This is a genomic window from Vibrio sp. OPT20 (genome assembly GCF_963889365.1).
GTDB lineage: Bacteria > Pseudomonadota > Gammaproteobacteria > Enterobacterales > Vibrionaceae > Vibrio > Vibrio splendidus.
This window is the reverse complement of record NZ_CAWPOA010000031.1, coordinates 626,282-638,623: the sequence shown is the minus strand read 5'-3', so window position 1 is coordinate 638,623 and position 12,342 is coordinate 626,282. Positions and strand designations below refer to the sequence as shown.

The following is a 12,342-nucleotide window of genomic DNA, read 5'->3' as shown; positions in this document are numbered from 1 at the left end:
CTACTCTCTTACTTGCTGCCTACCAAGCTAGAAGCTTTAAAAGAAGCAGAAAGCAAAGAACCAGTAGAACAGACTATTCGTCCTAAGAAGATCGAAGAGCCTGCTCTGAAAGGTTTCGCGGCTCCAGCTCAATCAGCACCTACTCCTGCACCAGCTCCTAAAGCTGTTGAAGAGAAGAAAGTTGAACCCGCTGCAACGCAAGAACCTAGCCTAATTGGTCGTTTCTTCAAAGCTATCGGTAGCTTCTTATTTGGCTCTTCAACTCAAGAAGAGAAAAAAGAAGAAGAGAAGCAAGAAGAAAAACCTAAGAACAATCGCAACAACGGTAACCGTCAACGCCGTGATCGTAACGACAACCGCCGTCGTAACCAACGTGGTGACCGTGGCGAACAACGTAACGAGCGTGGTGACCGTAGCGAACAACGTAACGAACGTGGTGACAATCGCAACGAAAACCGTGACAACAAACGCCGTCGTAAACCTGTACGTGATGAGAAACCTGAAGAGCAAAAAGAAGCAGCTCCACAGCAAACTCGTCAGCCTCGTAAGCCTAAGCAAGATCGTCGCAATAAGCCACGTGATGAGCAGAAGCAACAGGAAGAGCAAGTACCATCTAAATTAGCAGAAGAAGGTCTACAGCTAGCGGCAGAAGCTCAAGCTGATAAACCAGAAGCGCCAAAGGCGAAGCCTGAAGCAAAAGCTGTGAAGATTAAAGAGCGTCGCCAGCGTCGTAAACTGAATAAGCAAGTTCGTGTTAAAGACCAACTAGCTCAAGCAGAAGCTGACAACAATGCCGATAACGCTTCAAAAGAGCAAAAGGCACAAGCAGCAAATCACGAACAAGCTGTAGCTCAAGAACAGAAGGTTGCTGAGCAAGTTGAAGCAACTCAAGTAGACGCAGAGCAAACTGAACAGGAAGAGCCGAAGCAACGTCGTAACCGCCGTTCACCACGTCACCTACGTGCAAGTGGCCAACGTCGTCGTCGCGGTCGTGATCGTCGCCCTAACCCATTCCGCCTACGTAAAGGTGGTGTAGCTTCTCCTGAGATGGCTATGGGTAAAGTGATGCCTCGCTTCGTTCCAAAACCTCACCACAATCAGACAAAACCTGAAGTGGCGGAAATGGACGTTGCTGTTGAAGCTCAAGTTGCTACTGAAACTCAAGTTGCTGTTCAAGCTCAAGAGCAAAATACAGCTCAAGAGAATGCACCTCAAAGCAACGTAGTGATGGCTGGCGGTTTTGCTTGTCCTGAATTAGCTATGGGTAAAGTAATCATCTCTCGTGAAGACGCAGTTGTTGCTGAAGAAACTCGCTCTGAAGCTCAGGTAACTGAAGCTCCTGTAGTCGTTGAAGAAGCACCAGTGGTTGTTGAAACTGAGAAAGTTGAAGCTCCAGTGATTGTTGAAGCGACGAAAGTCGAAGCGGCTGTTGCAGTAGAAGAGACAACACCAGTTGTTGAAGCTGAAGCACCTAAAGCTGAAAGTGCAAAAGTTGAAGAAGCGCCTGTTGTAAAAGCAGAAGCTCCTCAAGCTGCACCAAAAGCAACGGTTGCTAAGAAGCAAGCAGGCTCTCCAATGACTAAAGCTCCAGGTCCACAAGAGATCAAAGAGATTGAAGTTGTTGCAGCTCCGTTCCGCACTGAGCGTTTTGTACCGAAAGGTGCAGGTAGTCAGGCAGCGTCGAACCAAGCTGGCGCAGGTATGACTAAGCCAAACTACTAGCGATTACTGATAAATAATCACAAGTAAATAGAATCAAAGGCTGCTTATTAAAGCAGCCTTTTTCATATCTACTAATCGAATAAAAATTAACAGATATATTACTCAAAGTTAGGTTCAACCTTGAACTTAGTCACATTTTTGGGTAGCATTCGCGCACTTATCTTTTCGACACTTCGCTATTGCCGCTCTTTTCCATCACTGTTTGGCTACGCAATACACTCGTGTCGGTAAATCCATTTTTAGCATAGCTGAGCAAACATGTTCGAATTCCCACAATTTTCAAAGCACTCTGTAAAGAATGACGTGCTTTCAGGTCTTACAGTAGCCTTAGCTCTGGTACCTGAAGCCGTAGCATTCGCCTTTGTTGCAGGCGTTGACCCAATGGTTGGTCTTTACGCAGCATTCATCGTAGGTTTAATCACTTCTGTCTTCGGCGGTCGTCCAGGTATGATTTCTGGTGCAACTGGCGCAATGGCTGTAGTAATGGTGAGCCTAGTAGCAACCCACGGCGTTCAATACCTCTTTGCGGCAGTTATGCTGGCTGGCCTTCTGCAAATTGCAGCGGGTGTATTCAAGCTAGGTAAATTTATCCGTATCGTTCCGCACCCAGTAATGATTGGTTTCGTGAACGGTTTGGCAATTGTGATCTTCCTAGCTCAGCTTGGTCAATTTAAAGCGCCAGACGTAACGGGTGCATTAACTTGGTTACCAAGCGGCCAAATGACACTGATGTTAGGCCTAGTCGCACTCACTATGGGTATCATCCACTTCCTACCTAAGCTAACAACAGCAGTACCATCTTCATTGGTTGCTATTGTAACGGTAACGGCTTTGGTTGTAGGCCTTGATCTTGAAACTCGTACTGTTGTTGACTTCCTACGTACTATGTCTGGTGACGAAGCCGCTACGCTAGCGGGCTCTCTACCAACGTTCTCTATTCCTGCAGTTCCGTTTTCTTTCGAGACACTTCAGATCATCCTGCCATACGCAATTATCCTTGCAGCTATCGGCCTGATCGAGTCTCTACTGACACTAACGGTACTAGACGAAATGACAAACACTCGTGGCCAATCTAACCGTGAATGTGTTGGTCAAGGTATGGCTAACGTAACGTGTTCTGTATTCGGTGCGATGGGTGGTTGTGCGATGATCGGTCAATCGATGATCAACGTAAACTCAGGCGGTCGTGGTCGTCTTTCAGGTATCGTAGCGGCAGTTGCACTACTGATGTTCATCCTGTTTGGTTCTGCACTGATTGAAATGATTCCTCTAGCAGCACTTGTGGGCGTAATGTTCATGGTTGTTATCGGTACGTTTGAATGGGCAACCTTCAAGCTTGCGCGTCGCGTTCCTAAGCAAGATTTCTTCGTTATCGTTCTGGTTACCGTGGTAACAGTACTAACGGACCTTGCGGTCGCTGTTGGTGTGGGTGTTGTTGCTTCGGCACTAATGTTCGCATGGCAACATGCTAAACACATCTACGCAGATAAATCAGTTAACGCTGAAGGCTCTAAAGAGTACAAAGTTAACGGCCCAATCTTCTTTGGTTCAACCGCTAACTTCCTTGAGTTGTTTGACGCATACAACGATCCACAAGATGTTATCGTTGATTTCGCCAACTCACGCGTAACAGACCACTCTGCAATTGAAGCGATCGACACGATTGCTGACCGTTACGCTGCACTAGGTAAAACACTTCACCTTCGCCACCTAAGCCAAGACTGTGTTGCTATGCTGCACAAAGCCGGTAGCTTAGTTGAAGCGAACGTTGCAGAAGACCCAATCTACAAAGTAATGTCTAAGTAAGCTTAGTCATGGCTTAAAGCTAGATTTAGAAAGGCCGACATTCGATGTCGGCCTTTTTTATATCGATGAACCTTGATACTTTATCGCCCAACCAAGAACACAGCTTCTACGCTACATTGAACGCAGTATCGCTTCGCTAGACTCTTCGATTAAATCCAACACCAACTCAAAGCCATTTCCCTCACCATAATAAGGATCCGGTATCTCTTGATATTGTGACTCTCCAAAGCTCAAGAATAGCGCAAGTTTGTATTGAAGGTGGGCTGGGCACTGACTCGTTAAATCATCTAAATTCGCCTGATCTGCGGCTAGTATTAAATCAAACTCATCAAAATCATTCATCACTACCTTGCGAGACGTAATACCTTTGAAGCTGTAGCCACGATTTTCACCTGCTGACTTAGAACGTGAATCTGGTGGGTTGCCTTGATGAAAGCCAATCGTCCCCGCGGAGTCGACCGTTACATCAATATCCATCTGTTGAGCTTTCTTTCTAAGCACCGCTTCACCTGTTGGCGAACGACAAATATTCCCCATGCAAACAACGAGTATCTTTTTCATCCGTAATCACCTGTTCTTCCGATGGTTTTTGCTATCGTTAAGTTAGGCTATGATAGGCGCAATCACAACTTAAAAGGATTTGTTATGTCGACCGAAGACAACAAAGAACAACGCCATAAAGCAAGACAACAGAAAGTAAAAGAACAAGTTGATGCACGAGTGGCTGCAGCACAAGAAGTGAAAGGCTTATTGCTGGTTATTACTGGTAACGGTAAAGGAAAATCAACATCCGGTTTTGGTACCATTACACGTGCCGTTGGTCATGGTAAGAAATGTGCCGTTGCACAATTTGTTAAAGGGACTTGGGATAACGGCGAAAAGAACGTTCTTCAAAAGCTGGATGTGGAATTCCAAGTTATGGGAACCGGCTTTACATGGGAAACCCAAGACAAAACAAAAGATATTGAAGCCGCACAACGTATCTGGAAAGAATGTCAGCGCATGCTAGCCGATGAGTCGATTGACGTAATTCTGTTTGATGAGCTAACTTATATGGTGAGCTATGGCTATATCGAACTGGATGAAGTGGTAGAAGCTCTGAATAACCGTCCTAAAATGCAGTCAGTAATCATTACTGGCCGTGGCGCGCACCGTACTCTTACAGAGATGGCGGATACGGTATCTGAAGTTCGTAACGTGAAACACGCTTTCGAATCAGGTGTGAAAGCGCTTCAAGGCGTTGACTGGTAATCGCATTCAACTAGAGATCCCCGACTCGGTCATTCTTCCCTCTAGAGGATGACGACCCTTCAGTGTTACTCCCCTTAACAAAGGACGAGCACCGATCGTCATTCCCTAGAACGAGGAACGAGTCTCATAGGGAATCTCTTTGCTTACTAAGCCCGGATAATAATCAGCATCCAAAAAAAAGCGCTATTCCTACAGTAGGAATGGCGCTTCTTTTATATGCGAGTTAGGCAAAGATTAGTTAAAGAAACCTTTCAACAAACCGTCAACCGCTTCTTTGGTCTTCTCGTCTTTGATCTTATCCGTTAGCTTATTCACGCCACGGTCGATCTCTTTTTGTGCTTTTTGCTTCAACACATCATCAAAAACAAGCGCAAATTTCGGGTCAGCCCATTGGCCTGTTACCTTAATTGGGATGGTCACATCTTTCAGGTCATCAATGTTCTTACCGCCCTGACCTTCAAGCGAACCAACAATCGATGTACGTACAAGGAAGTCGACCGTTTCATTAATGAAGTTTGCTTTACCTTGACCTGTCACGCGTAGCAGTGGTGACTGTGCCGATAAGTCGTTCGTTGAAACCCAACCTTTGTCGACCTTCAGTGTCGCTTTCATTGCACTGAAGTCCGTTTTTTGAGCTTCATTTGTGCTTTCAACTTTTTCGCCTTTGATCTTAGCGTAGTTTTCTCGAATCAGTTGAGCAACGTTGATGCCATTAACAGCACCATCTTCAAAGTTAATCACGATAGTACCGACTAGGTTCTTCTTGATTCCTGTTGGCGTCAGGCTCTTACCTTTAACGTTAACATCGATATTACCCGTGCCTTCCAGCATGTCGTTGTTCGCTACATCAACCAGTAACGGTTGAACCTTCACGCCTCTAATTTTCTTCTTAGCCGTGTAAGTCGCTGGTGTTTTACGAGCGTCTAGCTTAGCGGTCGCAGAAATAGAACCTTGGTAAAGATTCGATGTGAATGAGGTTAGCTCTGCAATACCACGGTTAACCGAAAATGCCGTTTTAACATTCTGCATCTTCGCGTTGTTCGCCTTGAACTTATCAATCGTGATGTCACCTTTCACGTCTAACGTTTTCAGAGCCGACAGATCAGGTTCGACTTCTTTAGCAGGAGCTGAACTACCAGAGTTTGACGTTGAGCCACCAGCAGAACCAGAAGGCGCAGTGCTCGCTGTTTCTGTTGTATTACCTAAGCCTAAGAACTCATCTAAATCAATATTCGGGCTATGAAGAGAGAAACGAACCTTTGGTATTTCAGATAGGGTTACGTCTGCTTTACCGTCTAAAGCAATAGCGTTAGCTTGTAGCTTCTCTAACACAAAGCTCAGGTGGCTCTTATTAAGATCGAAGCTTAAATCAGACAGCATGTCGACTTTCATTGGAGACTGAGGAAGCGTGTCACCTTTGAATGTTGAATCTAACGTTAGCTTATTCAGCGTTACTTTTGAAATCGCGCTATCAACCGTAAGTTCACCGCCACCTTTAAGATCAAGGTCAAGGCCAGCCGCATTGCCGATTACAGCGTAAGTCAGTTGGTTGACCTTATCGAACTCAAACGTATTCAAACCAATCTTTGCTGACTCAATCGACGTTGCTGGATCATTAAACTTAGCGTTTAGGTCAATATTACGCAGTGCGTAACTTGCGAAGCCTTCCGCTAATTTGAATTCAGCACTGCCGTTTGCAGAGAACTTCTGTTGGTTGTTTTCACCAGAAGCCGCAAACGTCGCGGTTGTCCATGTATCAACGGCAAACTCAGAAAGGTTCAAAGACACATCGTATAGCTTAGTGAATGAACCTGCTTGCTTGTCGTCCATCTCAAACAATGCATTTGAAACAGTGACGCCTGCAAGGTTGATCGTCCAACCAGATGCGTCTGTAGCACTTTGCTCTTGGGGCGCAGGTGTTGATTCAGAACTTGCGTCAGCTGCAGGCTCAGACTCTTGAGGAGCTGATGCTTGCGTTAGCGCGTCGATATTCTTACGACCATCTTTAAGCGTTTCTAAATAGAATTCTGCACCATCTAGAGTAATGTTGCCGATCTCTAGTTGGTTGCTAAATAGCGGGGTAACCGAAACATCAACGCCAACGGTATCAACCTTAAACAGGTTTGGTTGGGTGAATCCTTCAGGGTTACGTAATTCAGTTTGACCAAGTTCGAAGCCAATAGATGGGAAGAATTGCCAGCTGATATCGCCCTCGATCACGAGCTCTAGGCCTGTGTGTTTTTGGGCTTGTTCGACAATTAATGGCTTAAATTGGTTAGGGTTCACTAACAGCACTAGTGCCAGAATTGCTGCAACGACAACAAACACTGGTACAGCTATGAAAATGAGTAGTTTCTTCATCCGCATATTCCTTGCTTAGATTCCAAAAGAAAGTGGCACTATAAAAGTGCCACTGATTCGGTAAAAAATAAAGCTAAGTGAGTCACTTAGGCAAATTTTTATTCGATTAAGACTTCAACAACTTCGCAATGTGCGCTTTTAGCACGTCAATCGCAATACGGTTTTTACCACCACGAGGAACGATGATGTCTGCATGTTGTTTTGAAGGCTCGATAAACTGCATGAACATTGGACGTACTGTTTCTTGATATTGCTTAAGTACCGTGTCCATTGTACGACCACGTTCTTCTACATCACGTTTAACACGGCGTAGTAGACAAATATCTAACGGTGTATCCATAAACACGCTTGCGTGCATTAGTTTACGAAGACGCGGGTCTGTTAGAAGCAGAATACCTTCTAATATGATCACTTTCTTAGGTGTAAGTGTAGTCGTTTCAGAAGTACGTGTGTGTTCTGTGTAGCTGTATTCAGGAACTTCTACCGCATTGCCACTCATTAGCTGCTGTAGGTGTTCACATAATAGATCATGATCCAGTGCATTTGGGTGATCGTAGTTAGTTTTAACACGCTCTTCCATACTCAAGTGGCTTTGGTCGCTGTAGTAGCAATCTTCCGTGATAACACCAATTTGATGGTCGCCTACTTTCTCGCGCAACTCATTATAAATTGTACTAGCAATCAGACTTTTTCCTGATGCTGAAGCGCCAGCGATACCTACGATGACACATTGATTATTATCAGACATTAATTTTGCACCCGATATGGTTTGGTGGTGGGAAGAGATAAACCGCCTGATTATAGGGGCTAAACAACATAGATTCTAGTCGCCATTCTTGCTAATTGCAGTCAAATTGATGTTATCTATACATTAAATGAATACAATCGTTTGCTTTCGAATAACTGGCGTACAACTATTTGCACAAACCCAACGGCTCTTTAGCCAAATACAAAAGGTATTTATCTCACCCAAACATTATTTATACGGCCTTAAGACTTATCTACTCTAATCAACCATAGAAAAGTTGATCGCTTCCGGTCTCGCTTTTCCCGTCCAGAACATTTTCGCAGCCACATTTTCAGCCAATTCTAGGTAAAGACGAGTGTGTTCGCTGTCCGGGCGACGTATAACCGTTGGGCAACCCGCGTCAATGTCTTCTCGTACATCAATATGCAGTGGGATTTGCGCCAAAATATCGAGGAAGAACTCTTCCGACATGGCTTCTGCACCACCAGCACCGAAGATATGCTCTTTTTCGCCACAGTGACTACAAATATGGTAGCTCATGTTTTCCACTAAGCCTGCAACTGGCACGCTCACTTTATCGAACATCGCTACACCTTTACGTGCATCGGCTAAAGCCAAGTCTTGAGGAGTCGTCACGACTACCGCGCCCGTGACTGGGATCTGCTGTGAAAGCGTTAGCTGAATATCACCTGTGCCCGGTGGCATGTCGATAACAAGATAATCCAACTCTGGCCATACGGTTTCGTTAACAAGCTGACCTAAAGCCTTCGCTGCCATTGGGCCACGCCAGATTGCAGCATCATCTTTCGACACAAGATAGCCAATAGAATGAGTAAAAATGCCATGCGCCTCGATTGGCATCATCCATTTGTTGTTCTGTACTTCTGGCTTTGCATCCAGTTGACCGAGCATCATAGGCACAGATGGACCATAGATATCCGCATCCAACAAGCCCACTTTTGAACCTGACTTAGATAACGCAAGCGCAAGGTTTACCGAAGTTGTCGATTTGCCCACCCCACCCTTTGCCGACGTCACGGCGATAATGTTCTTAACGCCTTTCAATGGTGTTGCGACTGTAGTTTCTAGCGCAGACGGCTTCACTTTTACTTCAAACTGAAAAACGCTGACAAGCTGTTGTTCAATCTGGGAGTGGATCCACTGTTCCAATTCAACCGCGAGCTGATTAGCTGCAAAAGGCAAGGTAATGACAAATGACCCACGCGGATCAACCGATACAATATTTTGGTGTAGCGCCCACTCTGGGATGAGGATTGGTGACTCGAACTCATTCAACCATGAACAGAAATCTTGCTTAGAAGTAAAGTTACGCATTGGGGCTCCTTTTTTTATTTATGCTATCACCCACGAGATGAAGACTGAACCCCTAAAAAACTAGGGGAATCCTTTGTCTGATACCTTGGCGTATCACACGTTATAAAGTAGTATTACCTCTCAAAATTTATACCTATCAAAAAAGCGAATTATTAAGTATGGCAACTGATCCAAGACAACTTTTGGTAACTTGTGCGCTTCCGTACGCTAACGGCTCTATTCACCTTGGCCATATGCTTGAGCATATCCAAGCTGATATCTGGGTTCGATACCAGCGTCTACGTGGCAACACTGTAAACTTCATCTGTGCTGACGATGCTCACGGCACGCCAATTATGCTTAAAGCTCAACAGATGGGTATCACGCCAGAAGAGATGATCGCTGCTGTTAGTGAAGAGCACCAAAAAGACTTCGCTGGCTTTGATATCAGCTTTGATAACTACCACAGCACACATAGCGAAGAGAACCGTGAACTGGCTTCTCACATCTATCTAGAACTTAAAAAGAACGGCTTCATTTCTAGCCGTACTATTTCTCAGCTTTTCGATCCTGAGAAAGAGATGTTCCTACCAGACCGCTTCGTAAAAGGTACTTGCCCTAAGTGTAAGTCAGAAGACCAGTATGGTGATAACTGTGATAACTGTGGTGAGACATACAGCCCAACTGAGCTAATTAACCCTAAATCAGCGGTTTCTGGCGCAACTCCAGTAATGAAAGATTCTGAGCACTTCTTCTTCGACCTACCTCAGTTCGAAAGCATGCTTAAAGAGTGGACTCGTTCTGGCTCTCTACAGAATGAAACTGCAAACAAAATGCAGGAATGGTTCGAGTCTGGTCTGCAACAGTGGGATATCTCACGTGATGCACCTTACTTCGGCTTCGAAATCCCAGGCGAGAAAAACAAATTCTTCTACGTATGGCTAGACGCTCCTGTTGGCTACATGGCTTCTTTCAAGAACCTATGTGACAAGCGTGACGATCTAAACTTTGACGAATACTGGAAGAAAGACAGCACAACTGAGCTTTACCACTTCATCGGTAAAGACATCGTTTACTTCCACAGCCTATTCTGGCCTGCAATGCTAGAAGGCGCTGGTTTCCGTAAGCCAAACAACGTATTCGTACACGGCTACGTAACGGTGAACGGTGCGAAGATGTCTAAGTCGAAAGGCACATTCATCAAAGCAAGCACTTACTTAAACCACCTAGACCCTGAGTGTCTACGCTACTACTACGCTGCGAAACTAAACAGCCGTATTGATGACCTTGACCTTAACCTTGAAGACTTCACTCAACGTGTAAACGCTGACGTCGTAAACAAGATTGTTAACCTAGCGTCTCGTAACGCTGGCTTCATCACGAAACGTTTTGAAGGCAAACTTGCTGCTGAATTTGCAGAACCTGAGCTATACAACGAATTCGTTGCTGCTGCTGAGCGTATCGGTCAGCTATACGAAACTCGTGAGTTCAGCCGCGCTATCCGTGAAATTACTGCACTAGCAGATAAAGCTAACCAGTACATTGACGAAAAAGCACCTTGGGTTCTTGCGAAAGAAGAAGGCAAAGAGAAAGAGCTTCAAGAAGTTTCTTCTGTCGGTATTAACCTATTCCGCGTGCTAATGGCTTACCTGAAACCAGTTATGCCAGAGCTTGCGACGCGCACTGAGGCTTTCCTAAACGAAGAGCTAACGTGGGAAGCGATTGCTACACCGCTAACTGATCACGAAATCACTAAGTTCAAAGCGCTGTTTAGCCGTATAGATCCGAAGAAAGTGGAAGCAATGATCGAGTCTTCTAAAGAAGATGCAGCCGTAGAAGCAGCTGCGAAAGAAAAAGCAGAAGCTGAAAAAGAGCAAGCAAGCCAAACTGAGCTAGACAAAGAGCCAATCGCAGACGAGATTGAGTTCGATGCCTTTGCAGCAGTCGATATGCGTATTGCTCGTATTATCTCATGTGAAGAAGTACCAAAAGCGAACAAACTACTGAAGTTCCAACTGGACATCGGTGGTGAAACTCGCCAAGTATTCTCTGGCATCAAGTCAGCATACAAACCTGAAGAGCTAGAAGGCAAGCTAACCGTAATGGTTGCAAACCTAAAACCTCGTAAGATGAAGTTTGGTATGTCTGAAGGCATGATCCTGGCAGCGGGCCCTGGCGGCAGCGACCTGTGGATCCTTGAGCCACACGAAGGTGCTCAACCTGGTATGCGTGTAATGTAATTCTGGCTTCAGTCAGATAACAAGCACTCATAGCGAAATCCCTAATGCATTTTTAACTTGAAAGAGTTAATCAGCATTGGGGATTTTTTATATCTACCGAAAATAAGCGTTCTCTGTTAGAGTCGCCGTCAACTATGCTATGTAGAGTAGAAATTGGTTTGTCGACGATAACGGGCTAACCAACACCTCTTTACTCTCCAAACCCTTTTTAGGAATCCCCAGTGACTAACAACGAAATCTTGCGTCGTATTCAACACGCGCTAAACCTTAAAAATGCACAGATCATTAAAGCTATCGAGCAAGCTGATGTGACCGTTGCTCATGACCAAGTGATCAACTGGCTAAAAGACGACAACGACAAGTCATGCTCTACGATGAAAGATAAAGAGTTAGCGGTATTCCTAAATGGTTTTATCAACCTTAAGCGTGGCAAAAAAGAGGGTGTTCAGCCTAAACCTGAAGTTGCTTTGACTAACAACATGATTTTCATGAAGCTGCGTATTGCGTTGAACATGAAAGCAGAAGATGTATTAGATATATTAGAAGTGGTAGGCATCAGCCTAAGTAAGTACGAAATTGGTGCCTACTTCCGTAAGCCAGAGAACAAGAACTACAAAGTATGTGAAGACCAACTACTTTGCGATTTTCTAAATGGCGTGCAATTTACTAACCGTCCAGACTCAGAAGAGTTTGCAGGGTAAGTTACTGCCTATTGATAAGTTTTCACCAACTATCGATAAATAAAAAGCGGCGAGATAATTTGATTATCTCGCCGCTTTTTCGTTTTCTTTACGTCGTTTACTTAATAAGTAAACCAACCTAACAGGACTTTAATGAAAAGACTTAGCTGTCGTCTTCAGTAAAGTTTGTTGGTAACGTTGTTTTCATCTCGTTCCAAAT

At 44.8% G+C, this 12,342-nt stretch carries 8 protein-coding genes and 1 pseudogene; 5 read left to right on the top strand and 4 right to left on the bottom strand.

Annotated features, from left to right (window positions below; all coding sequences use genetic code 11):
• Together AACR09_RS04050 and AACR09_RS04045 are read left to right on the top strand one after the other, a co-directional pair.
• Window positions 1-1,722 (top strand): annotated as a pseudogene (locus AACR09_RS04050) (ribonuclease E); the annotation flags it as partial.
• Between the two features lie 258 nt (window positions 1,723-1,980).
• Complete coding sequence (locus AACR09_RS04045; RefSeq protein WP_004733998.1) at window positions 1,981-3,528, top strand: SulP family inorganic anion transporter; 1,548 nt, start codon at window positions 1,981-1,983, stop codon at window positions 3,526-3,528.
• Window positions 3,529-3,639: 111 nt separating this feature from the next.
• Here AACR09_RS04045 and AACR09_RS04040 read toward each other — a convergent pair whose 3' ends face one another.
• Window positions 3,640-4,089 (bottom strand): low molecular weight protein-tyrosine-phosphatase, encoded by a 450-nt coding sequence (locus AACR09_RS04040; RefSeq protein ID WP_102492491.1) that lies wholly within the window; start codon window positions 4,087-4,089, stop codon window positions 3,640-3,642.
• A gap of 84 nt (window positions 4,090-4,173) precedes the next feature.
• Between AACR09_RS04040 and cobO the strand changes: the two genes are divergently transcribed.
• Window positions 4,174-4,779: a cob(I)yrinic acid a,c-diamide adenosyltransferase gene (gene cobO / locus AACR09_RS04035; protein ID WP_029224603.1), complete on the top strand. Its 606-nt coding sequence runs from the start codon at window positions 4,174-4,176 to the stop codon at window positions 4,777-4,779.
• A gap of 234 nt (window positions 4,780-5,013) precedes the next feature.
• Here the strand turns inward: cobO and AACR09_RS04030 are convergent, their stop codons facing one another.
• The 3 genes from AACR09_RS04030 to apbC all read right to left on the bottom strand — a co-directional run bounded on the left by AACR09_RS04030 (window position 5,014) and on the right by apbC (window position 9,223).
• On the bottom strand, window positions 5,014-7,140 hold the full coding sequence (locus tag AACR09_RS04030) for an AsmA family protein (RefSeq protein WP_065681292.1): 2,127 nt from the start codon (window positions 7,138-7,140) through the stop codon (window positions 5,014-5,016).
• Between the two features lie 106 nt (window positions 7,141-7,246).
• Window positions 7,247-7,888, bottom strand: a complete 642-nt coding sequence (udk, locus tag AACR09_RS04025) for a uridine kinase (RefSeq protein WP_004734002.1) — start codon at window positions 7,886-7,888, stop codon at window positions 7,247-7,249.
• 258 nt (window positions 7,889-8,146) lie between these two features.
• A complete protein-coding gene (gene apbC / locus AACR09_RS04020; RefSeq protein ID WP_102462227.1) occupies window positions 8,147-9,223 on the bottom strand; it encodes an iron-sulfur cluster carrier protein ApbC in 1,077 nt (358 codons plus the stop codon).
• 158 nt (window positions 9,224-9,381) lie between these two features.
• Between apbC and metG the strand changes: the two genes are divergently transcribed.
• Together metG and AACR09_RS04010 are read left to right on the top strand one after the other, a co-directional pair.
• Window positions 9,382-11,442: a methionine--tRNA ligase gene (gene metG / locus AACR09_RS04015; RefSeq protein ID WP_004734004.1), complete on the top strand. Its 2,061-nt coding sequence runs from the start codon at window positions 9,382-9,384 to the stop codon at window positions 11,440-11,442.
• 221 nt (window positions 11,443-11,663) lie between these two features.
• Window positions 11,664-12,143 (top strand): YehS family protein, encoded by a 480-nt coding sequence (locus AACR09_RS04010; protein ID WP_004734005.1) that lies wholly within the window; start codon window positions 11,664-11,666, stop codon window positions 12,141-12,143.
• Window positions 12,144-12,342: the final 199 nt, after the last annotated feature.